General features: G+C 63.4%; 24 protein-coding genes. 7 read left to right on the forward strand and 17 right to left on the reverse strand.

All coding sequences use genetic code 11. The features are described 5' to 3' along the window. Position 1 precedes the first annotated feature (1 nt). Complete coding sequence (gene dapE / locus OO12_RS18795; protein ID WP_034160250.1) at positions 2-1,120, reverse strand: succinyl-diaminopimelate desuccinylase; 1,119 nt, start codon at positions 1,118-1,120, stop codon at positions 2-4. Between the two features lie 108 nt (positions 1,121-1,228). Here dapE and OO12_RS18800 point away from each other — a divergent pair, with 108 nt between their 5' ends. Then, positions 1,229-1,675: a cupin domain-containing protein gene (locus tag OO12_RS18800; protein WP_034160251.1), complete on the forward strand. Its 447-nt coding sequence runs from the start codon at positions 1,229-1,231 to the stop codon at positions 1,673-1,675. Between the two features lie 278 nt (positions 1,676-1,953). Here OO12_RS18800 and OO12_RS18805 read toward each other — a convergent pair whose 3' ends face one another. The 4 genes from OO12_RS18805 to OO12_RS18820 all read right to left on the reverse strand — a co-directional run bounded on the left by OO12_RS18805 (position 1,954) and on the right by OO12_RS18820 (position 7,853). After that, positions 1,954-3,909, reverse strand: coding sequence for a CocE/NonD family hydrolase (locus tag OO12_RS18805; protein ID WP_152616520.1), 1,956 nt, complete (start codon positions 3,907-3,909; stop codon positions 1,954-1,956). Between the two features lie 98 nt (positions 3,910-4,007). Then, the gene (locus tag OO12_RS18810; protein WP_034160252.1) at positions 4,008-5,813 is read right to left on the reverse strand and encodes a diguanylate cyclase; all 1,806 of its coding nucleotides are present in this window, start codon (positions 5,811-5,813) and stop codon (positions 4,008-4,010) included. A gap of 63 nt (positions 5,814-5,876) precedes the next feature. Then, entirely contained in the window at positions 5,877-7,130 is a 1,254-nt protein-coding gene (locus OO12_RS27070; RefSeq protein WP_052216049.1) for a glycosyltransferase family 4 protein, read from the reverse strand. A gap of 54 nt (positions 7,131-7,184) precedes the next feature. Continuing rightward, positions 7,185-7,853 (reverse strand): glutathione S-transferase family protein, encoded by a 669-nt coding sequence (locus OO12_RS18820; protein ID WP_034160253.1) that lies wholly within the window; start codon positions 7,851-7,853, stop codon positions 7,185-7,187. A 102-nt stretch (positions 7,854-7,955) separates the two neighbouring features. On the opposite strand from OO12_RS18820, the gene OO12_RS18825 reads away from it, so the two are divergent. Next, positions 7,956-8,603 (forward strand): hypothetical protein, encoded by a 648-nt coding sequence (locus tag OO12_RS18825; protein WP_034160254.1) that lies wholly within the window; start codon positions 7,956-7,958, stop codon positions 8,601-8,603. A 7-nt stretch (positions 8,604-8,610) separates the two neighbouring features. Here OO12_RS18825 and OO12_RS18830 read toward each other — a convergent pair whose 3' ends face one another. The 7 genes from OO12_RS18830 to OO12_RS18855 form a co-directional block, all read right to left on the reverse strand. Further along, positions 8,611-9,741, reverse strand: coding sequence for a zinc-binding dehydrogenase (locus tag OO12_RS18830; RefSeq protein WP_034160255.1), 1,131 nt, complete (start codon positions 9,739-9,741; stop codon positions 8,611-8,613). Between the two features lie 241 nt (positions 9,742-9,982). Beyond that, positions 9,983-10,669, reverse strand: a complete 687-nt coding sequence (gene yihA / locus OO12_RS18835) for a ribosome biogenesis GTP-binding protein YihA/YsxC (RefSeq protein ID WP_052216050.1) — start codon at positions 10,667-10,669, stop codon at positions 9,983-9,985. Further along, positions 10,666-12,369 (reverse strand): membrane protein insertase YidC, encoded by a 1,704-nt coding sequence (yidC, locus tag OO12_RS18840; RefSeq protein WP_034160256.1) that lies wholly within the window; start codon positions 12,367-12,369, stop codon positions 10,666-10,668. The genes yihA and yidC overlap by 4 nt, the downstream gene beginning before the upstream one ends. 48 nt (positions 12,370-12,417) lie before the next feature. Then, the gene (gene yidD, locus OO12_RS18845; RefSeq protein WP_034160257.1) at positions 12,418-12,630 is read right to left on the reverse strand and encodes a membrane protein insertion efficiency factor YidD; all 213 of its coding nucleotides are present in this window, start codon (positions 12,628-12,630) and stop codon (positions 12,418-12,420) included. Beyond that, the gene (rnpA, locus tag OO12_RS18850; protein ID WP_327196040.1) at positions 12,627-12,953 is read right to left on the reverse strand and encodes a ribonuclease P protein component; all 327 of its coding nucleotides are present in this window, start codon (positions 12,951-12,953) and stop codon (positions 12,627-12,629) included. Before rnpA ends, yidD begins: the two co-directional genes overlap by 4 nt. Continuing rightward, positions 12,950-13,084, reverse strand: a complete 135-nt coding sequence (gene rpmH, locus OO12_RS27590; RefSeq protein ID WP_010162954.1) for a 50S ribosomal protein L34 — start codon at positions 13,082-13,084, stop codon at positions 12,950-12,952. The genes rnpA and rpmH overlap by 4 nt, the downstream gene beginning before the upstream one ends. Before the next feature lie 107 nt (positions 13,085-13,191). Beyond that, positions 13,192-13,476, reverse strand: coding sequence for a hypothetical protein (locus OO12_RS18855; RefSeq protein WP_034160258.1), 285 nt, complete (start codon positions 13,474-13,476; stop codon positions 13,192-13,194). A gap of 114 nt (positions 13,477-13,590) precedes the next feature. On the opposite strand from OO12_RS18855, the gene OO12_RS18860 reads away from it, so the two are divergent. Next, the gene (locus OO12_RS18860; RefSeq protein WP_034160259.1) at positions 13,591-14,061 is read left to right on the forward strand and encodes a MaoC family dehydratase; all 471 of its coding nucleotides are present in this window, start codon (positions 13,591-13,593) and stop codon (positions 14,059-14,061) included. Here the strand turns inward: OO12_RS18860 and OO12_RS18865 are convergent. Next, positions 14,038-14,448 carry a winged helix-turn-helix transcriptional regulator gene (locus OO12_RS18865; protein ID WP_034160260.1) on the reverse strand — a complete coding sequence of 137 codons (411 nt, stop codon included), beginning with the start codon at positions 14,446-14,448 and terminating at the stop codon, positions 14,038-14,040. The genes OO12_RS18860 and OO12_RS18865 overlap by 24 nt on opposite strands. 83 nt (positions 14,449-14,531) lie before the next feature. Between OO12_RS18865 and OO12_RS18870 the strand changes: the two genes are divergently transcribed. From OO12_RS18870 to OO12_RS18880, 3 genes are read left to right on the forward strand one after another with little or no spacing between them, the layout of a single operon-like run. Then, positions 14,532-15,389: an NAD(P)H-binding protein gene (locus OO12_RS18870; RefSeq protein ID WP_034160261.1), complete on the forward strand. Its 858-nt coding sequence runs from the start codon at positions 14,532-14,534 to the stop codon at positions 15,387-15,389. Beyond that, complete coding sequence (locus OO12_RS29180; RefSeq protein WP_034160262.1) at positions 15,386-15,673, forward strand: hypothetical protein; 288 nt, start codon at positions 15,386-15,388, stop codon at positions 15,671-15,673. Before OO12_RS18870 ends, OO12_RS29180 begins: the two co-directional genes overlap by 4 nt. Next, entirely contained in the window at positions 15,670-16,089 is a 420-nt protein-coding gene (locus OO12_RS18880; protein WP_034160263.1) for a DoxX family protein, read from the forward strand. Before OO12_RS29180 ends, OO12_RS18880 begins: the two co-directional genes overlap by 4 nt. A 51-nt stretch (positions 16,090-16,140) precedes the next feature. Here OO12_RS18880 and OO12_RS18885 read toward each other — a convergent pair whose 3' ends face one another. Further along, positions 16,141-16,740 (reverse strand): hypothetical protein, encoded by a 600-nt coding sequence (locus OO12_RS18885; protein WP_200887509.1) that lies wholly within the window; start codon positions 16,738-16,740, stop codon positions 16,141-16,143. A 368-nt stretch (positions 16,741-17,108) separates the two neighbouring features. Between OO12_RS18885 and OO12_RS18890 the strand changes: the two genes are divergently transcribed. Then, positions 17,109-19,595, forward strand: a complete 2,487-nt coding sequence (locus tag OO12_RS18890; RefSeq protein WP_082006646.1) for a TonB-dependent receptor — start codon at positions 17,109-17,111, stop codon at positions 19,593-19,595. A gap of 570 nt (positions 19,596-20,165) precedes the next feature. Here OO12_RS18890 and OO12_RS18895 read toward each other — a convergent pair. From OO12_RS18895 to OO12_RS18905, 3 genes are all read right to left on the reverse strand, one after another. Beyond that, entirely contained in the window at positions 20,166-21,497 is a 1,332-nt protein-coding gene (locus OO12_RS18895) for a HAMP domain-containing sensor histidine kinase (RefSeq protein WP_235364872.1), read from the reverse strand. Positions 21,498-21,528: 31 nt separating this feature from the next. Beyond that, positions 21,529-22,209, reverse strand: a complete 681-nt coding sequence (locus tag OO12_RS18900; RefSeq protein WP_235364873.1) for a response regulator transcription factor — start codon at positions 22,207-22,209, stop codon at positions 21,529-21,531. 93 nt (positions 22,210-22,302) lie between these two features. Beyond that, positions 22,303-22,560, reverse strand: coding sequence for a hypothetical protein (locus tag OO12_RS18905; RefSeq protein ID WP_034160265.1), 258 nt, complete (start codon positions 22,558-22,560; stop codon positions 22,303-22,305). Positions 22,561-22,573: the final 13 nt, after the last annotated feature.

Here is a 22,573-nt window from a genome sequence, read left to right on the forward strand (position 1 = left end):
CCTAGCGAGTCAGTGCCCGCCGAAGTATCTCGGCATAGATTCCGCTCAACGCCACCAGATCCTCGACCGCCACCGCTTCATCCAGCTTGTGCATCGTCGCATTGAGCAGGCCGAATTCCACCACCGGGCAGAGTTTGGACAGGAAACGCGCATCGGACGTCCCGCCGGTGGTCGACAGTTCCGGGCGGATGCCGCTCCGTGCCTCGATCGCATCGGCGATCAGGGTCGAGAAATCCCCCGGTAGGGTCAGGAATGCTTCGCCCGAGATACGCGCGATGAGCTTTCCTTCCGGCGCATGGGTCGCGACGATATGGCCGATCCGTGTGACCAGATCTTCGCCGCGTTGCAGGTCGTTGAAGCGGATGCTGAGCCGCGCCGAGGCATGGGCGGGAATGACGTTGGTCGCGGGATTGCCGACGGTCACATCGGTCACTTCGATGTTGGATGGCTGAAACCATTCGCTGCCCTGATCGAGCTCGATCGCGCCGATCTCGGCAAGGATCGCGACCAGCTTCGGGATCGGATTGTCGGCGAGATGGGGATAGGCGACATGGCCCTGCTTGCCGGGCACTTCGATCCACATATTGACCGATCCGCGCCGGCCGATCTTGATCATGTCGCCGAGCCGGCTGACGCTGGTCGGCTCGCCGACCAGGCACAGGTCCGGTTTTAATCCGCGTTCCGCCATGCGTTCGATGATCGCGACGGTGCCATAGGTTGCCGGACCTTCCTCATCGCCGGTGATCACCAGGCTGATCGTGCCGTCGATCTCTGCGGGAATGGCCGCGACAAAGGCGGCGATCGCGCCCTTCATATCGACCGCGCCACGCCCGTGGAGCAGGCCGCCGCGAATCTCGGGCTCGAACGCACCGCTGGTCCAGCCGCTGCCTGGCGGCACGACGTCGAGATGCCCGGCAAAGGCGAAATGCCGGCCGCCCGAACCCCGCATCGCAAGCAGATTCTCGACCGGCCCGTCGGGTGCCTCGCCGGCGATGAAGCGCTCCACGTCGAACCCCAAGGGGATCAGCGCGGCCTCCAGCACGTCGAACACGCTGCCGCGCGCGGGCGTCACGCTGTCACAGGCGATGAGTTGTTTGGTCAGCTCTACCGGATCGATCACAAAATTCTCCGTTTTCCCGGCAAGGGCGGGATCGTACTTTTCTTCTGCCGCGGCGCGCGCGAAAGAAGAAGCGCGATTCCCCTTTCGCGGGAATGACGGGAAAATGCGATGCCCAAACTCGATCTCGACGCCATCCCGCAGACCAATCGCACGGGTTATCCGCCGCCCTATGCCGATATGGTGCAAGGGCGCTGGTATCGCCGCCTCGGCCTGGCGAGCGGCCTGACGGACTATGGCGTCAGTCATGTCGTGCTCAAGCCCGGCGCCTGGTCGTCGCAGCGCCACTGGCATGAGGGCGAGGACGAATTCGTCGTGATGATCGCGGGCGAAGCGGTGCTGGTCGATGACCATGGCGAGCATGCGATGCGCCCCGGTGACTGCGCGGCGTTTCCGAAGGGCGACGGCAATGGCCATGTGCTGCAGAACCGCAGCGATACCGATTGCGTGTTCGTCGCGGTCGGCCGGCCCAACGCGAGCGATTGCCATTATCCCGATATCGACATGTTCATTGCCAATGGCGGTACCTTCACGCGCAAGGACGGAAGCACATTCTGATCAGGCGGTGGCAATCCTGTTTTCGACATTTGAGAAAGAGCGCGCCGGTATGAATCCATCCGGCAAACGATGACCTGCCCGATCCTGTGTGACGGTTGAATCGCCGCGGATGCCATGGCTGGCAGACAGCGCTGAAGGGGCAGGCGGCGGGAGATATGTTACACCGGAATGTAACATATCTCCCGCCGCCATGTTCACGAGAAAATGAGTAATATGATTATATATCAGATAGTTAATGCGAGGCGCCCGGTGCTAAACCCGACCGGGCTCCGCGCGCCTCACTTCACCATCGCCGCGGTCTGATCGACCGGCACCACCGGCAGCCACACCCGGCTCGGTGTGGCGCCGCCGCGTTCGATCGTCACCGTCGCCTTGCGATAGTCCGATTTCCTGGCGAGGAAGATGTTCGGCACATAAGCTTGCGGGTTGCGGTCGTAGAGCGGGAACAGGCTCGATTGCACCTGTATCATGATGCGGTGGCCGGGCTGGAACACATGGTTCACCGTCGGCAGCCGGAACTTGTATTGCTGTACCTTGCCCGCGGGGATTGCCGAGGGTTTCTCGAAGCTCTCGCGGTAGCGGCCACGGAAGATGTCGAGCGCGATCGGCAACTGGTATCCGCCCATCTTCTGATCCGTGGCGACTTCGTCCGGATAGACGTCGATCACCTTGACCACGAAATCGCCATCAGTCCCGGTCGTTTTCGCGAAAATGTCGGCGATCGGCGCGCCCGAGACGCGTACCGCACTGGTCAGCACCGGAGTCTGGTACGTCATGACATCGGGCCGGCCATCGACGCCGCGTTGATCGCTGACCAGCCAATCGCCCCAGCGCCCATCGCCGAAATTCACCGGGCGCGGCAGATGCGGCACTGGCTTTGCCGGGTCGGAGACGTAGGAATCACCGCCCGCTGCCGACTTGTCGAAGCCGAGACCGCCATCATCCTGCAAATAGATTGGCGTCAGTGGCGCCGCACAACCCTGCTCGCAGGCCAAGGGCCAGGTCGTGAACCGGTCCCAATGGTTTTCACCGGTGTTGTAGATCGTTGCGGCGGGCAATGTGACTGGCGGGCCGTCCTTCAGATACTGGTTGAACAGCGGCAGCATCATGTCCTCGCGGAACTGCGCGGCAGTGTCGCCATCCCATTGAAACACGCCGAGCGAGCGACCTTCGCGGTTGATCTGGCTATGTCGCCAGGGTCCCATGACGAGATGATTGTTGCCGATCTTGCCCTTGGCCTTCAGCGCCTCCCATGCGGTGATCGCGCCATACATATCCTCCTGGTCCCACAGACCCTGTTCCCAGATGGTCGGTATGTTGGACGGATTGGCGGCCAGCATCTTGTCGAGCGCCTGGCCCTGCCAGAATGCATCATAGGACGGGTGCGCGATCATGCGCTGCCAGAAAGGTAGCTGATCATAGCCCGATTTCTTCGCCCAGTCGCCGGCCGAACCCACGGTGCGGAAATTGTCGTAATCGTCATAGCCGCCGGTCGGTGGCGCCTTGCCTTCGCCCTTGTAACCGGTCTGGCCACCAAGCCAGGCGATGTTGGCGAGGCGGAATGCGCCATAATGCAGCCAGTCGTCGCCCATCCAGCCATCGATCATCGGGCTTTCCGGCGCCGCGACCTTCAGCGCGGGGTGCGGCGCGAGCAACGCCATGACCACGGTGAAGCCTTCATATGAGGATCCGATCATGCCGACCTTACCATTGGATTCGGGCAGATTGGTCTTGTTCACCAGCCAATCGATCGTGTCATATGCGTCGGTGACATGATCGACCTTGGTCTTGTTGAGCGGGCCGATCACCGGGCGCGTCACGACATAGTCACCCTCCGACCCGTATTTGCCGCGGACGTCCTGATAGACGCGGATATAGCCCGCCTTGACGAAGCCCTCATCGGCCAGCGGCAGGGTCGAGAGCATGCTCGGGCTGTCGAGCCGTTTTGCCCGGCCCATGGCGTTATAGGGCGTGCGCGTGAGCACGATCGGGGCGTTGGTCGCCCCCTTGGGCACGACGATCACGGTGTAGAGCCTGGTCCCGTCGCGCATCGGGATCATCATCTCGCGCTTGTCGTAATCCGCGTTCGGCATCGGCGGCTTGAACTTTGCCGGGATATCGCCGCCCGGCGCCGTGGTGCGGGCCTCAGCGGCGCCCGGTTGCGCCGAATCCTGGGCGATGGCGGGCGACAAAGCGAGCACGGATGCCGCAACGAGCAGAAGAGGCTTGATCATGGCAGGGGTCCCTGGGGAAGTCGTTGATGACACAATGGTGCCGTCGCGCGATGGCGAATGCAACGTGTGATATTATTACCTTCCCCAAGGCGAAAACGTCATGCCGCCGTTTTCTTCCCCGCGTTCTTCGCATTCACCACCCGGTCGCGTCCATCCTGCTTGGCGCTGAGCAAGGCCGCATCGGCCGCCTGGAGCAAGCTTGCGGTCGCCTCCAGTGCGGGAAACGCCGCCACGCCGAACGACGCGCTGATCGGATCGAGCGTGCGGCCGCGATGCGCCAGCGTCACTTCACGGATCGCGATGCGGATTTCTTCGGCCAGCGCGATCGCCTGGGCGGCGTCGGTGCCGGGCAGCAGCAAGGTGAATTCCTCGCCGCCGAAGCGATAGGTCAATGCGCCGGCCGGGCTGTGCCGCGTGATGATCTGCGCGACATGCTTGAGCACCGCGTCGCCCGCGTCATGGCCGAAATTGTCGTTGAAGCGCTTGAAGTGATCGACGTCCATCATCACGCAGGCAAGTGCGCCGCCGGACAGGCGGGCGCGCTCTTCTTCGCGGTGCAGCGTCGCGTCGAGATGGCGGCGATTGTACAATCCGGTCAGCGGATCGCGGATCGCCAGCGCGCGCAAGGTCAGGCGCAGGCGGATATTGGCCAGCGCCAGCCCGATATTCTCCGCCATCAGGTCGAGATAGTGACGCGATGCGCCGCGATCGCGCTGCGGGTCGTCGGACTGTTCCTCGAGATAGAGCAGGCCGACGATATCGCCCTGCGCCATCAACGGCACGCAGACGCTCTCGGCGCCGCCGCTGCGCTGATAATGCTGACACGCGATGTCGAGTCCGGAACCGCTGCTGATATGGGCATGGCCGCGTCGCAGACCCCAGCATTCCGACGGGGCGAAGCTGCCGCCGGTCAGCGCAGGGTTCTGCCAGTCGCTCGCCGCGATCAGCAGGCCGCGCGTTTCGTCGTGCACGAACAGCGAACCGGCGAGTTGCGGAAAGATCTGCGGCGCGAAACAGGCAACCACTTCACCCAGTTCCTCGGGGGTCTCGCAACCCTGCATGCGGTGCAACATGCGAGACAAATTGTCCTTCGCGGTCTGGTCGCGCTGGCGCTCGGCCTCGAACTGCTCGCGCTCCATGCCGTTCTGGCGGAACTGGCGGATGGCTTGCGTCATCTCGCCGATCTCGTCCGAATGGCGATGGTCGGGCAGATCGGCGGCAAAATCCTGCTCGGCCAGTCGCGAAACCACCCCGCTCATCTGGATCAGCGGCTTGGTGATGCGCCGGCTGATCACGAAATACAGCACGCTGAGAAACAGCGCGGCGGTCGCGGCGAGCATGATCTTGGCGATCAGTTGCAGGCGGTCAGATTGCGTCGTCGCTTCCACCACTGCCGCATGGGTGCGTTCATCGAGCAGCATTTCGAATTGCGCGAGCGGTCGGTCGAGCCCGTCCAGCGCCTCGTGATAAGGTACACCGAACACGATCGCCCGCGCGCCGGCCCAGTCGCCGCTGCGTCCCGCCTCCAGCGCCTGAGCGTCAAACGCGAGCAGCGCCCGGCCGGCCGTATCGGCTTCCTTCAATAATGTGCGTTCGCTAGGGCCGAGGCCGAGTTTTTCGAGCTTCTCGATCGCGCCCTCGCGCGTGCGCGTTTCACGAAGTTCGCGCGTGTAGGCGAGGGCATGGCGCTCATCCTGCGTGGCGACGAAACGCTGCATCGCCCCGCTCAGCCGATCGGCGGCGAGATCCAGGTCATCGACGAGGCGGTCATAGGTCAGTTCGGCAGAGATCGCCCCGCGCTCCCGCGTCATCGCTTGCGACGCCAGCAGGAATGCCCCGCCGGACGCAAGCGTGAAGCAGACGGTCGCGCCGTACGCCCAGTTGGTGATCGTAGAGATGCGCATGGCGCTGCAGTATCATCGGCGGTATTGCGCTTTGGTAAAGGTCCCCGGCGGCACGCCGACAAGCTAGCCCAGCGGCACCGACGTCAAATCCGGCAGTCCGACGCCCGAACCTTTCGCGAGGGACGTCCGCTGCGTCGCCAGCACGTCGCGATAAAGCGCCACATTGGCGGCGGCGAAGCTCGACCAGGACAGGGTGGCGGCGCGCGCCAGGCCATGCTGACGCAGCGATTCGGCGAGGGCCGGATCGTCCGCGATGCGTCGCAGTGCCCGGCCGATGTCGGCGCTGTCATATGGATCGATCAGCAAGGCGGCATCGGCGGCGACTTCGGGCATTGCCGACAGGTTACTGGTCACGACCGGGCATCCGCACGCCGCAGCCTCGGCAATGGGGTTGCCGAAGCCTTCGTAGAAGGAGGGATGGCAGAGCGCGAGTGCGCCATTGTACAGCGCGATGAGTTGTTCCCGATCGACATGCGGCATGAACAACACGCGGTCCGCCACACCGAGCGCCGCCGCGCGAGGTGCCAGAGTCGACGCGCCATCGCCCTGGCGCTGCACCATCACCATCACGACTCCGGGATCGTCGCCGAATGCCGCCGCAAAGGCTTTGATTGCCCCGACATGGTTCTTGTACGGCGCGAATTGCCCGACCGTCAGGATGTAGCGCCGTCCGTTGAGCCCTACGACAGGAGATGAGGGTTGAGGATCCGGCAGGCGCCGGAAATCGGCCGCGACGCCGGATCGCGTGACGACCGTGCGCGCTGCCGCGGCCGGATCGATCGTGGCGATCTCGCGGCGCGTCGCATCGCTCACCGTTGCGATCCGCGCCGATCGCCGCAGCGCACGGCGGATCCCGTGGCGGTAGAACGCGCCGTCGATGTGACCACGCCAGCCCGGCCGCGCGGCCCAATCGGGATGCTTCAGCCACATCACGTCATGCACCGTGGTGATGCAGGGCATCCGTAGCCCGAACGGCTGGATGTTGGATGGGCCATGGAACAGATCGACCGCGCTCAGATCGGTCAGCTGCGACATCAGCCACATCGTCGCGGGACCATTGGTCGCGAAACCGATCGTGCGCTCGATCACATTGGGCGAGTCCGACAGCGGCGCAGGCGCCTCGGGATGCTTCAGCAACAGGAAGCGCAACTCAGGTGCCAGCCCGGGGACATGATCGACCAGCGCCTGCACCACTTCGCCAATCCCGCTCGGCCGATTGCGGATATAGCGGCAATCGATGCACACCAGCGGCGGCGGAGAAGGCCCGGTGCCGGCGATGTCGCCGCGTGACGACGCTGAGCTGAACCGTTCGGACATCAAGGGTGGGCTGTCTGCCTTGGCCGGTGGATATGAAATCTCGCGCTGCCGGGGTCACGCGTTGGTGGGCACCTCGAACTTCTCGATCACCCATTCTTCTTCCTGTGCGCCGGCGATCCAGTCCTGCATGAAGGGGTGCTGGACCACCGCATCCATATAACCGGTGGCAAAGCGTGCGATGGGCAGGCTGTAGGTGACGATACGCGTGACGACCGGCGCGAACATGATGTCGGCCGCGCCGAACTGTCCGAACAGGAATTCACCATCGCCGCCGAAGCGCGCACGGGCCTGTGCCCAGAGCTCCATGATCCGGCCGAGATCGGCCAGCACATCGTCGTCAGGGCGTTTGGGCGGGAAGACCTGGCGGACATTCATGCTGTGCTTGCGGCGCAGCGCGGTGAAGCTCGAATGCATTTCCGCCGACATCGACCGTGCCATCGCGCGCGCGCCGTCATCCTCGGGCCAGAATTTGGCGCGCTCGGTCTTTTCGGCGAGATATTCGATGATCGCCAAGCTGTCCCACACCACCGCATCGCCGTCCCACAGGATCGGCACCTTGCCCGATGACGGCGCGAATTCGTCACCCTCACGGCGCTTGTCCCATTGCTCGTCGTAAAGGGGCACCACCACCTCCTCGAACGGCAGTCCGGACTGCTTGCACGCGAGCCAGCCGCGCAGCGACCAGGAGGAATAGGCTTTGTTGCCGATGATGAGCTTGAGCATGGGGCAGGGGGATAGACGGGCGGAGCGTGGGCGGCAACCATGCGCCTTCGCCGTCGCTCGGGAGAACATTCTTGCGATCGTCCATCGCGATGTCATGCTCGCATGATGATCCGAATCGTCGCGGCCCTGCTGGCTCTAACGCTCATCACATGGCCGATCGCGGTATCCGCGAAGCGAGTGCCGCCGAAGGACGAATGCGCGCGTGATCCGGGGCTCGCCGCAACGCTCAGGCAGCTTCATGCGGCGCACGACAAGCGTGATGCCCGGCTTTTGCTGGATCTGATCAATGATGATGTGTTGTTCAGTTTCGGGGACGGTGCCGGAAAAGCCGATTTCATTCGGGCCTGGAAACTCGATCGCAATCCGCAACGGTCGGCGATCTGGGCGGAGCTTGGCAAGGTCCTTGCGCTGGGCTGCGCTCTGGACAGGGACAAGGCGTCGATCCCCCATTTTTACGCGCGCGCGGGCGCCGGTCGTGACGGCTTCGCGACCTGGATACCAATTGTCCCCAACGTCAATCTGCGCCGCATGCCCAGACCCAATGCCCCGGTGGTGAAAATGCTTCGCTGGGACATTCTCAGCAGCGTTGGCCATCCCTCCGAGGTTGGCAGATGGGCGAAGGTGGAGACCGATGAACGGCAAGCCGGTTATGTCCGGACCGACCTGCTGCAAAATCTCGCCGGCTATCGCATCCTGCTGTCCAAAAGCCGGGGACGATGGCGCATCAACACCTTCGTCACCGGCGATTGAATCTCGCTCAGAGTCCCTTGCTTGGGTTGATCAGGAACTTCTCGCCCGTCGCCTTTTTCGCATAAGCGGCGATGACATCGGGTTGCAGCGCTTCGGCCAGCGAGATTTCCGAGGTGTAGTGGCTGGCGAAGGTCGTTGTCAGTTCGGCGGCGACACGCGCGCGCATGCGCTGGCTGACCTCGGGGCCGGCCTTCATCAGGAAATAGGTCAGCAGGAAGCCGCCAATGCCCCAGGCCATGCCGGTGTTGCGGCCGATCTCGGTCGGGCGCAGGTCGAGCACGCCATAGATATAGACCTGTTTGTGCGTGGTCGAACCGTAGCGGCTGTAATCGGTCATTTTCCGCGTCGCGGCGACTTCCATCGCAGCGATGATCTGGCCTGCCAGGGGGCCGCCGCCGACCGCGTCGAAGGCGAGCGTTGCACCGGTTTCCATCAGCGCGTCGATCAGCTTGGCGCGGAAATCGGGCGCGGTGCTGTCGACGACATATTTGGCGCCGAGATCGGTCAGAATCTTCGCCTGGGCTTCGCTGCGCACGATGTTCACCAGCGGTACGCCGTCGGCGATGCAGATGCGGTTGAGCATCTGGCCGAGGTTCGATGCGGCGGCGGTGTGAACCAGCGCAGTGTGGCCCTCCATGCGCATCGTCTCGACCATGGCGAGGGCGGTCAGCGGGTTGACGAAGCATGATGCGCCCTCAGTCGGCGTCGTGCCTTCGGGCAGAACGAGCGCATCGCTCGCCCGTGCCACGCGATATTGCGAATACATCGACCCACCGAGCAGCGCGACGGTGCGGCCGATCAGGTGCTTCGCGTCGTCACCCGCCTCGACCACCACACCGGCGCCTTCATTGCCGACAGCCATCGCTTCGCCCAGCCGTGCTTGCAGCGAGGGCAGGATGGCCGGAGCGACCGAGGCCGTCACGGTCGGACGGTCAGCGCTTCCGCCGGCCTTGATCGTCGACAGGTCCGCCGGGCCAAGCAGCAGGCCGAGGTCGGACGGGTTGAGCGGCGATGCCTCGATCCGCACCACGACCTGGTCGGCACGTGGGGCAGGAATCGCCACATCGTCGAGCGACAGGCGAAGTTCGCCTTCGGGGGTGATCAGCGAGCTCAGTTGCAGGCCGGTGGTGATGGTCATCGCGTCTCTCCCAGATTTATGGGTAGCGATATGCAACGGATGTTGCCGGAGCGCGAGAGGGAATCGGCGGATTGAAGGGATGGGTGAGGCGACAAGAAATACGTGCTTCCGCGGCGCAGGGCGGGGCGCAGTTGGAATGATAGAGGTAACGGGCCGCAGCAGCAGTTTCCGGCGGTCTTCCAACTGGCCCCCGGTCTGCGCCGGGGAAGTGTCGCGGGTTGGGCTGCGAGCCGCCTGAGTCTCAGCCGATCGCCTCGAGCACCGCCGCGCGCAACTCGGGAATCCCCAACCCCGTCTCGCTCGACGTTTCCAGCACGTCGGGATGTGCCGCCGGGCGCTTGCGCGCTTCCTCGGCGGTACGGGCGGCAACCTCGGCAAGTTCGGTCGGCTTGATCTTGTCGGCCTTGGTCAGCACCAGGCGATAGCTCACCGCTGCCTTGTCGAGCATTTCCATGATCTCGCGGTCGACATCCTTGATGCCGTGGCGCGCGTCGATCAGGACCAGCGCACGCTTCAGCTCCTGGCGTCCACGCAGGAAGTCGTTGACCAGGAAGCGCCACTTCTTGACCATGTCCTTCGGCGCCTTGGCAAAGCCATAGCCGGGCATGTCGACGAGACGGAAAGCGAGCGGCTCGCCGACATCGAAGAAGTTCAACTCCTGCGTACGCCCTGGCGTGTTCGACGTGCGGGCAAGCGAATTGCGCCCGGTCAGCGCGTTAAGCAGCGACGATTTGCCGACATTGGAGCGGCCCGCAAAGGCAACTTCGGGCACGCTCGCGTCGGGAATGAACGCGAGCGTCGGGGCCGATTTCAGGAACGCGACCGGTCCGGCAAAAGTCTTCCGCGCCAGCTCGATCAACTCGGGGGTGAAGCCGAGCGGATCGGGACCGGCAGAGTCGGCGCCGGGGGAATCGGGGGCCTCGGTCATTTGACCGCGGCCTCCTTCAACGCCGGATGCCGCGAATAAAGCAGCTTCTGCTGCAGGATCGTCAGCACGTTCGAGGTGATCCAGTAGACCTGCAGGCCGACCGCGAATGGCGCCATCACGAACATCAGCACCCAGGGCATGATCGCGAAGACCTGCTTCTGGGTCTCGTCCATCGGTGCCGGATTCAGCTTGAACTGGAAGTACATCGAGATGCCGAGCAGGATCGGGATGATGCCGATCGCGAGGAACGCCGGCGGTGTATAGGGGAGCCAGCCGAACAGGTTGAGCGGCGTCAGCGGGTCGTGCGCCGACAGATCCTTGATCCACAGCACGAACGGCTGGTGACGCATTTCGATCGTCAGCAGCAACACCTTGTACAGCGCGTAGAAGATCGGAATCTGCAGGAAGGTCGGCAGGCAGCCGGCAAGCGGATTGACCTTCTCCGTCTTGTACAGCGCCATGATCTCCTGCTGCTGCTTCGGCTTGTCGTCCTTGTAGCGTTCCTGCAGTGCCTTCATCTTGGGTTGCAGCGCGCGCATGGCCGCCATCGAGGCGAACTGGCGCTGCGCGATCGGGAACATCAGGCCGCGGATCGTGACCGTCAGCAGGATGATCGCGACACCGAAATTGCCCACCATCTGGAACAGCCAGTGGAGGTAATAGAAGATCGGCTTTTCGACGATGCGGAACCAACCCCAGTCGATGCCGTGATCGAACAGCGCGATGCCTTCCTTGTCGGTGTAGCGGTCGAGCAGCTTCACTTCCTTGGCGCCCGCGAAGAAACGCGAGGTCTGGGTGACCGTCGCACCCGGCTGGAGCAGGCGCGGGGTGACCGCATAGTCAGCCTGATAGGCCTTGTTGGGGCCGGGGCGGAACTGGCCGTCGAATGGTACGCCCTGATCGGGGACAAGCGCGGTCAGCCAATATTTATCGGTGAAGCCAAGCCAGCCGCCGGTGGTGTTGAACTTTTGCGGACCCGCATCGACGTCGCTGAAATTGACGTCGTAATGCGCGCCGCCATTGTGCGCCGACATCGGGCCGATCTGCACCGTCCAGGTGTCGGGGTCATGGAAGATGCCGATGCGGTTGATCAGGCCGTAAGCCGCGACCGGTACCGGGCCGGCGCCGGCATTGGCGACGGTCTGGCGCACCGTGAACATATAGCCGTCATCGACTGAGATCTGGATGCGGAAACGCTGGCCGCTGGCATTGGCCGCGTCGAGCGTGACTGGCTTGCCGATTGACAGGACATCGCCGGTCGCCTTCCAGATCGTGTCCGGTGCGGGCGGCTTCAGCCCGTCATCGCGCCAGCCAAAGCCGGCGAAATAAGCGCCCGCGCTGCCCGATGGTGAGAGCAGGCGGATCGGCGGCGAGTTCTTGTCGATGGTTTCCTTGTAGGTGACCAGCACCAGGTCATCGATGCGCGCGCCCTTCAGGTTGATCGAACCCTTCAAATTGGGCGTGTCGATACGCACGCGTGGGGTTTCGGCGAGCACGGTATTGCGGTCGCGCACCGCCGCGGCGCCATCGGCGGCGGGATCCGCGCCGGGATTGGGCACGACCTTCGACTTGCCGTCGACGATCTTGGTCACCGGCGGGTTGGCGGTGGGAAAGAAGCGGTTCTGCAGCAGCGGCCAGCCGAACAGGATCAGCGCCGCGATGACCGCGAACAGGATGAAGTTCTTGTTGTCGTTGTTCACCGCGCTTGGATCCCGATCATGTTGGGGTAGTGTCTGTTGGGCTGGCTGTCAGGGGACAGGATCATAACCGGATCCGCCCCAGGGATGGCAGCGCCCGATACGCCGTGCCGCCAGCCAACCGCCCTTCAGCGCGCCATAGCGGCGAAGTGCCTCGATTGCATAGGCCGAACAGGAGGGCGCGTAGCGGCAGGTTGGCGGCAGTACTGCCGATGGCCCGATCTGCCACAACCGCGCCAGGCCGATGAGCAGCTTCGCCATCATCGCGCGATCTTCTGCAGCGCTTTGGCGAGGTCGGTGCGGAGTTGCGCGAAATCGCGCTCGATGCCGCCGTTGCGGCCGATCAGCACATGGTCGGCACCGCGAATGCCCGATTCGGGCAGCAGATCGCGCGCGAGCGAGCGCAAGCGCCGCTTCATGCGGTTGCGGACCACGGCGTTGCCGATTTTCTTGGTGACGGTGTAGCCGATTCGCATCGTCGCATCACCGTCGTCGCGATCGCGCACCAGCAGGACGAATCCCGGCATCGGTGCGCGCTTTCCTGAATTCGCCGCGAGAAAGTCGCGGCGAATCGCCAGAGTCTTCAGGCCGACAGCTTCTTGCGGCCGCGATTGCGACGCGCGCGGATCACGTTGCGGCCGCCCGGGGTCGCCATGCGCGAGCGGAAGCCGTGACGACGGGCGCGCACGAGGTTGCTCGGTTGAAAGGTCCGCTTCATCGGTCATTCCCTAAGAATTCTTACCCAAGGGGGTATTTCTGAATATAAAAGGGCCGCCACGAGGACGGCCTTGAAGCCGGTGCCCATAAGCAAAGCCGGGTCCCAAGTCAACGTGTACGCGCTTCTTCAGCGCGCGATTGCCGCCGGGCACGGCTGGCGCGGCGCAGCCCGCGGTCGGCCATGTCGCCTGCCCTGGGCCAGCGACGCTTGGCGCCGACGAACTGGCGCTTCGCCCAATGCGAGGTGCGCAGCATTAGCGCAAGGCCTGTGGCGAACACCACGACCCCGCCCGGGCCGGGGATGATGCCGACCACTGGCGAGGCAATCACCAACGCCACGCCAAGCGAGAACAGGCCGGTCCGCAGTAGAGGGCGAGGGGCTGTGTTGGCCATGAGGGAAGATGTGGGGAGGGTGTGTTGCTTGCGCAAGACGCCGGAGTGAGCGTGAAAAGGCGCTGACGATCCCGATCTGCTCAATTAGAGCACGCCACTTCATCGGAGACAGAAATGCTCAACCCCGACCTCTTCCTGGACGACCTGGTCATCGGCGACAGCTGGCCCGGTGGTCCGATCACCATCGCCGAAGCCGACATCATCCGCTTCGCGCGGGAATTCGATCCCCAGCCAATGCACACCGATCCGCAGGCTGCCGCGCAAGGCCGGTTCGGCGGCCTGATCGCCAGTGGCTGGCACGTCGCGTCGCTGGTGATGCGCGATTTCGTCGACACCGCGCCCTTCGGCGCGACGCCGATGCTCGGCCTGCGGGTCGATGAACTGCAATGGCTCCACCCGGTGCGTCCCGGCGATACGCTCCATATCCGGCGCGAGATCGTCGCGGTCGCGCGATCGAGGAGCAAGCCCGATCGCGGTACGATCAGTATGAAGATGACCGTCTCCAATCAGGATGGCGCGATCGTGCTGTCCTTCCTCAACCTGATCCAGATGCCGGCGCGGTCAGGCGGAGGCATCGCCCCCTGACGCCGTGTCGCGCCGCGCGGCGAGGATGCGCGGCAGCCGCTCCTCGATCCAGTCGGCAAGGCCCGCAACCTTTTCCGCCGCTTCCTCTCCCAGCGGAGTCAGCGTGTATTCGACATGCGGCGGCACCACCGGAAAGGACCGGCGGACGATCAGTCCGTCGGCTTCGAGGCATTGCAGCGTCTGCGACAACATACGTTCGCTCCCCCCGCCGATGCGGCGGCGCAATCCACTGAACCGCAAGGTTCCCGCCTGCAACGCGACCAGCGTGAGCACGCCCCAGCTGCTTGTCATATGCTTCATCACGTCGCGCGATGGGCAATCGCGCGCGAACACGTCGCCGCGTTGCAGCCGCTCGGCCAGGCGCATGCCGCCTTCGATGTCAGCCATTTTACACTAACCTTTATGTACGTACTTATGATTAGTTAGTTAGGGCCTTATCTGCCGGGCATCAATCATCGAAGGAATGCCCCATGTATGCAATCACCGGCGCCACCGGCCAGCTCGGCCGCCTGGCTGTCACCGCCCTGCTCGACCAGGTCCCGGCGGGCGAGATCGTCGCGGTCGTCCGCACTCCCGACAAGGCCGCCGATCTTGCCGCGCTGGGCGTGGTGGTGCGGGTCGGCGATTATGATCGGCCGGAAACATTGACGGCCGCCTTTGCCGGGGTGTCGAAGCTGCTGCTCATATCCTCGAACGACATTGGCCGGCGTGAGGCGCAGCACGGCGCAGCGATCGAGGCGGCGCGCGAAGCGGGCGTGGGGCTGATTGCCTATACCAGCCTGCTGCATGCCGACACGACCACGCTGGATCTCGGTATCGAGCATCGCGCGACCGAGAGGCTGTTGAGCGAATCCGGCGTGCCCTTCGTCCTGCTACGCAACGGCTGGTACACCGAAAACTTCACCGCGCGGGTCGAGGCGGCGCTGGCGACCGGCGTGTTGCCGGGCAGTGCCGGCGGCGGCCGCGTCTCCTCCGCTGCACGCGCGGACTATGCGGTGGCGGCTGCTGCCGTGCTGACCGCTGCAGACGATCAGGATGGCCGGATCTACGAGCTCGCGGGCGATAGTGGCTATACGCTGAGCGACTTCGCCGCCGCGATCGCAGCGCAGGCGGGAAAAGCGGTCGCTTATACCGACTTGCCCGAAGCGGCCTATCGGCAGGTGCTGATCGGAGCCGGGGTGCCCGACGGCTTCGCTGGATTCCTGTCCGAATGCGATGCGAAGACGGCGACCGGCGCACTGTTTGATGATGGTGGCGATCTTGCCGCGCTGATCGGCCGGCCGACGACACCGATCGCGGTCACGATCGCGGCGATACTCGCGGGATGAGAATTGAGGACTGCGCTCCAGCGCCGCCCTTACGCCTCACCCTGCAAGAGACGGCGCACCTGTTTGGCATAGGTCCGGCCGACTCGCACTTCGCCGCCATCGTCCATCACCGCGATCAGCGCGGCAAAAGCCGCGCCGCGCAGCCGCAGGGTGCGGTCGCGGCGTACGATCGCGCTGTGGTGGATGCGCAGGAAATCGACCGGATCGAGCCGTCGGTCGAGCGAAGCGAGGCTTTAGCGACTCTTGCCGAAATGGATCAGGTTTCGACACATTTCGCGCAATGACGCGCTATCCCTTCATTCCCCTCCCCCTGGCCGTCATGATCGCTCGGATCATGACGGCCGTCTTTTTCCTCGCGTACGCGGTGGTGCGGATCGCCAACGGCACGATCCCGCGGTTCGGCACTTTTGTGGAGGCGGCAGGATTCCCTTACGGTATCCAACTGGTCTGGCTGATCACACTAAGTGAATTGGTCTGCGGCGCGCTGCTGATTCTCGGCCTTTACGTGTGTTGGGCGACGATTCCGCTGTTCGTCATCGCCGGCATGGGAATCGTCATCATCCACCGCCATGCCGGCCGGTTCGTCGGCGAACATGGCACCGGCGGCAGCGAATATCGCGTGGCGCTGCTCGTTTTGCTGCTGGTCGTCGCGGCAAGCGATCGTCCGCCGTCCGTAATTCCGGTCCGAAATGGAGGATAGTTCGCCTATTCCATACCCGGCTTCGCCGGGCTGCGCTCCAATGGGGCTTGCCTATTCCTTGTTTTCTCTTTCGGCCTTGCTCTTCTCGTAATTGTCGAGCGCTGCCTGATCTTCCGTCAGAACCAGTTCGCACGCCAGCAGTGTTTTTCCAGGTAACCCATTACTCTCGCGTGCGATAATCGAGACCTTGCCCAGATCGGGGCTTGGCTGCTCCGCTGCGGGCAAAACGCGCGCATAGCCCTTGGTCGAGGTGCCGAACAATGTCGAGGCTTCGCGCTTGAGGCCGTAACGCGCGGCCAGCGCATCGGCCTGTTGTCCCTCGACCAGCACGCCGATCGACGATCCGGCAAAGATCACCTCTTTGGTCTTGAAGCCGTCCTTGCCGATCTCGCGCGGCATCTTGTAGACATGGGCGGTCAGCAGCGATGTGTCGGGCTTGGTGATCTTCTCCGCCGCCTCGTAAAGGTCGTTGGCGGAATTCATGTCGTAGGGCGGTTTGCATAGCGCCGCATCGAAGAACGGCGGCAGCGCGTCGTCTGCAGCAGCGGCATGAACGGCACCCCCGATCGAGGTCAGGACGGGCAGGAGCAGCAGCAGGGCTGCGCGGTGAAGCGTGCGAGTCGATGTCATGCGGCCCGCGCTGCCACGCATGGCGGTCCGGCGCAATGCGACGCGCGCCACGATTCACTGCGCAATCCTGAGTCAGTTGCGATGCAAGGTTTTGCGCATATTTATTTCCATATTTCCATATATTTGTACGAAGTAATTGATGAGTGATCTGCATATCGTAATATTTCGTAGAATAGATGACGGATCGCCATATTATGCTGACTGTATATGATTGAGATATACGAAGTGAATTGCAAGGAGGCCTGTTTTTCCTTGAGAAAATGTCGATAATGACGCGAAAATGACTAGGAAATGCAGCAATTATTACATTCAATGTAACATTACTGACCTAACATCTGTGTAGCCGCCGCCTCAGCAGGACAACAAGGTCCTGAAGGGGTTTTTGACACATGCGACATGATTCACGCTTCCGCCGGCATCTGCTTCTGGGCGGCGCCCTGCTGGCCATGACGGCGTCGCCGGCGTTCGCGGACGAGAAGCCCGCGAACGATGCCGTGGCGATCGATACCGCACCTGCGGCGGATACGCCGGCAGCGGAGAGCGAGGGCGGGCAGCTCGACGATATCGTCGTGACCGCGACCAAGCGCGAGACCAACCTGCAGAAGACGCCGATCGCCATCGCGGTGCTGAGCACGCAGGCGCTTCAGGATCGCCATGTCCAGAGCTTGTACGACCTTGCCGACGGCGCCGTTCCCAGTTTGCGAGTCGCGACCTTCGAAGCGCGCCAGACCGCGCTGACCATCGGCATTCGCGGCATCGTGCCGCTCGACGCCAACCAGCCCGCGCGCGAGCAGGGCGTCGGCATCTATATCGACGGCGTCTATCTCGGTCGTCAGCACGGCCTGAACGCGGCGCTGTTCGATGTCGAGCGCATCGAAGTGCTGAAGGGCCCGCAGGGCTCGTTGTTCGGCCGCAATACCGAGGGCGGCGCACTCAGCATCGTCACCAAGGCACCGAGCGGCATATTCGGTGGCAGCATTTCCGCCGGTGCCGGTAATTATGGCAGCCATAGCGGGCAGATCCATCTCGACTTGCCCGAAGTCGCCAATGTTAGCGTCAAGCTCGACGCGATCGAGCAATATCAGGGCGCGACCACCAAGAACCCGCTCGCCGGCCAGACCGGCTGGAATTATTATGACCGCTACGGCTTCCGTGCCGCGGCGCGATGGAAGCCCTTCGAGGGTTTCACGGCGGATTTCTCGTATGACATGGGCCATGACTCCAACTCGGCATTCTACAGCCAGTTGTTGAATTACAATCCGAACCATTGCGCGGGCACCGTCGCCGGCACCGGCGTGAATACCCCCGCCGCGTCGCAGCCGCAGTGCATCCTGCCCGGCACAAATCCCGCCAACTTCTCCGGCACGGTCAAGGGGCTGCCGCCGGCCGTGGTGATCAATGGCACCACACGGATGAAGGTTGCCGATATCGGCGTGCCGCAACAGCCGAGCATCGACAAGACGCATGGCTATACCGCCAATCTGAAATGGGCCGTGGCGCCGTGGGTCGAGCTGCGCTCGATCACCGCGTGGCGCGACGTCAGCTCAAATCAGTGGGATAATAGTGGTGGTGCGCATCGTCCGCCGGTGGCTGGCATTGGCTGCACGGGAACGAGCTGCAACTTCAGCCGCTACAGCCTGGCCGATCTCTATCAGCATCAGTTCAGCCAGGAACTCCAGGCGGTCGGCCATTTCGACAAGATCGATTATGCAGTGGGCGCCTATTATTTCAACGAAACCGCAAGTGACGATGCGGCGACGCCGAGCTCCAACAAGTTCGACGCGACAGGCACCACCGTTACGATCCTCGATCCCTGCACGGGGTCTGCCGGTTTCGGGTCACTGCCGAGCTGCCGCTCGATCGACCGCGCCAGCATCGCCCATGCCAAGAGCTATGCGGTTTATGGCCAGGCGACCTATTCGCCGATCGACACGCTGCACTTCACGGTTGGCGGTCGCGGCACTTGGGACGAGAAGAACGGCGCGCTGTACAAGGTCAACAACATCCCGCGTCCCTATACGTTTGAGCAGAAGACCAGCCGCTTCAATCCGACGGCGATCATTGCCTGGGATGCGGCTGACGGGATCAATCTCTACGCCAAATATGCCACTGGCTATCGCGGTGGCGGTGCGAGCTCGCGCTCGGTGACCTATCGCGAGTTCGGCCCGGAAGATGCGAAGTCATATGAAATCGGCGCCAAGACCGAATTCTTCGACCATCGCGTCCGGTTGAACCTTGCGGGCTACATCATGAATCGCACGGGCAGCCAGATCGACTTCAGTTCGGTGTCGTTCGACGCGATCACCGGCACGAGCCGCAACACGATCGAAACGGTCAACGCACCGGGCAATACCAAGATCCGTGGTGTCGAGGCCGACCTGACGGTCAATCCGTTCCGCGGCCTGACGCTGAGCGGTTCCTATGCCTATACCTACACCAAGATTCCGCCGGTGCTGAACCCATTCACTGGCGTGATGCAGAACGTCTATATCGTGTTCACGCCACGCAATGCGGCGAGTGGCGCGATCGACTATGCGGCGCCGCTTGGCGGGATGACGCTGAAGTTCCACGTCGATGCCAACTACGCGGATGCGACCCAGACGTTCGACCAATATGCGACCAAGAACGACTCGTCGTTCATCGTCAATGGCCGGATTGCACTGGCCGATATCGAGCTGGGTGGTGGCAGCAACAAGCTGACCCTCTCGGTATGGGCGCGCAATTTGCTCAACGAACAATATGTCTATCGCCGCGACCCGTCGAACAGCCTGGGGGGATTGGGCGCCACGACAAGCAGCGTCAACAATATCCTGGGTGACTACGGCAACTTCAACGCGCCGCGCACGTTCGGCGCGGAGGCCGCGATCAAGTTCTGATCCTTTGTGCCACCGCCCACCCCCTTTGGAGGGGATGGGCGGTGGAAGAGTTCCTTCTGCCAACTTCCGTTCGTCTCGAGCGGCGTCGAGAAACAAGCCGGGTTGCCGGTTGTGTTGCTTGATTGCGCTCGAGACGGACGGATTTTTTGTGTCGGCACCCTTGGGGCCTCGTCCTTTCTCCATTCGACCTGAGCAGAAGCACCTTGGTCTGATCCGATCCATTTGTGCGTGCGGCGCCCGACGGCGATCGGTATGCCTCACGCGTCAAAATCTCTCTGAGTCCCACGCCCTGAAGTATCATGTATTCCAATATAAGTATCTGATATGTATAATATATTATTGGAGGCTGAGGCGGGGCGGCCGTGGGGATATGTTACATTCCGGTGTAACATATCTCCCGCCCCCGTTTTCCTCAGTCGCGTCGTCGCAGCGATTCAACCATGACGCAGAAACCGCCAAGGCATCCCTATGCCGGAATTTATGCCGGCTCGCTCTTTCTCGGTGTCGAAACAGGATTCCACAGCGCTCCCGGCGCAAAGTCCTCGCGCACCAGCAGAGACCGGGCATGTTTCATGATGCCGCTCGATGCTCCAATGGCAGCTCGACAACCGCACGCAACCCCGGCCCGGCATCGCCCAGTGTCAGCGTGCCATGATGCAGTCGTGCAATCGCATCGACCAGGGTCAGGCCAAGCCCCTGGCCGTCGGGCTTGTCGGGCGCCTCGAGCCGCCCGAAGCGCCGGATCACCGCCTCGTGCCGGTCGGCCGGAATGCCTGGCCCGTCATCGGCGACGATCATGCGCACGGCATGCGCGCTTCTTTCCAGCGCCAGGTCGATCCGGCTCCCCGGCGGGGCGTGGCGGATCGCATTTTCGACCAGATTAACGAGCAGCTGGCGTAACAGATTGATATCGCCACGGATCGTCGTCGCCGGGATTGCGCCAATGATCAGGCTGCGTCCCGCATCTTCCGCCACAACCTGCAGCGATTGGGCCACTTCCTCCGCCAGCGCGGCGAGATCGACCGGGGCAAAACGCTCGCGGCGATGACCGCCCTCGATTTCCCATAGCCGTAACAGGCTGGAGAACAGGTCGAGCAACTGGTCGGTCTGCGCCAGCGCATCGTCGATCTCGCCTTGCAGCGGATTGCCCTCGGCATGCCGGGCCATCGCCGCGATCTGGCCACGGAGCCGGGCGAGGGGGCTTTTCAGTTCGTGCGTCACGTCGCGGGCGGCATGTTTGACGTTCACCATCAGCTCGTCGATGCGGTCGAGCATGCGGTTGAAGGCAGCCGCCTGGCGATCGAACTCGCTGCGCGTTCCATCGAGCGGCACGCGGCTGTGCAGGTCGCCGGCGATCACGGCATCGACCGTGCGCTGCATGGCGCGCATCCGCCCGCCGATCGCCAGCGCAATGCCCATCGCGCCCCCGATCACGATCAGCGCGGTGACGCCCAGCCCGATCAGCTGCGTATTGGCGAGCAGCCGGTCGAATGCGACCACTTCGTCATTGTCCGACACCACCACCAGCGTGCCGGCGCCGGCCACGGAACGGACCAGCGCCCGGCCATGCGCGACGCCATCGACCTGCGCTTCCTCGCCGAAGTTCGAATAACCCGTCGGCAAAGGCCGGTGCGGCCGGAGCGTGCCGGCCAGCCGCCGTCCCGAATTGTCGGTGAGCAGATAATAGAGATCGGCCGTGTCGTGATTGCCTTGTGCAGCGTCGATGCGCGCGACCATCGCCGTCAGATCGCCGTCCAGGCCGGCGATCGTTGCGGCCTCGCCGGCCAGGCGCCGATCAACCTCATGCTCCAATGCGTTATGAGCGATGGTATAGTTGGCGGCGCGAACGGCAATCAACGCGATCAGGAACAGTGCGACGAAGATCGCCAGGATGGCGCGCAAGGAGCGGGGACGGAAGGCGCGGGGCCGCACTTCAGCCCTGATCGCTCAACCGGTAGCCGACGCCGCGGATCGTCTGGATCGGGTCACGCTCGCCGGGCAGGTTGATCTGTGCCCGCAGCCGCCGGATATAGGATTCGGCGATATTGGTGGTCGGCTCGAAATCATACTTCCAGACATTCTGGTACAACATCTGCCGTGTGACGACGCTGTTCGCATTACGCACCAGCTCGCACAGAACCTGGAATTCCAGCTTTTGCAGCTTGAGCACGCGGCCGGCGCGGATGGCGCGATACTTGACTTCGTTTACCTCGATATCACCTGCGGACATGATGCCGGAATCGCCCGTCCGCGCCGCGCGCCGCACAATCGCCCTGAGACGGGCGTCGATCTCCGCCGCCGCCGCTGGTTTGACGAGATAATCATCCGCCCCGGCATCGAGCCCGGTCAGTCTCTGGTCGAGATCGCCGAGCGCGGTCAGCATGATGATCGGCATGTCGATCCGGCGTTCGCGCAACAGCCGCGCTACCGCGACGCCATCGACATAGGGCAGCATCACGTCGAGCAGAATCGCATCGACCTTGTCATCCGTCGCTATCGCCAGCGCAGCACGTCCGTCCGGGGCGACGATCGTGTCGTGCCCCAGCTCCGCGAGATCGGCGACAAGCTGTTTCGCCGCGCGTTCGTCATCCTCGACGACAAGAAGTCGCATCATGGCCGGCCTTGGTGTGAGTCGTGACCGGTGCAATCCCATCTTTGCCGACAGGATTCAAATGAACTGTAGTGGCGTGCGCGCTGCGGCCGGTGCTTATTCCAGGACAGACTTACGCTGGCTCGCGAACCAACCCTGCACCATCGTTTCGACGTCCTCCACGCCAAGGCGCTCGCCGGCGCACTTGATCCACAGGGCGCTGCGTTCCGCCGCATCGCGAAAGCGCAGGCTGCGCGCCAGGATCATGATCGGCCCGCGCGCCAGTTCCGTGTCATGGCAGACCGTCGCCCCATCGACCTCGATATGGTCCAGCCGATAGAGAATCGCCTCTGCTCTCATATCGGATACCGGCATTCAGCCTCCACGC

Source organism: Sphingomonas sp. ERG5 (assembly GCF_000803065.1).
Lineage (GTDB): Bacteria > Pseudomonadota > Alphaproteobacteria > Sphingomonadales > Sphingomonadaceae > Sphingomonas.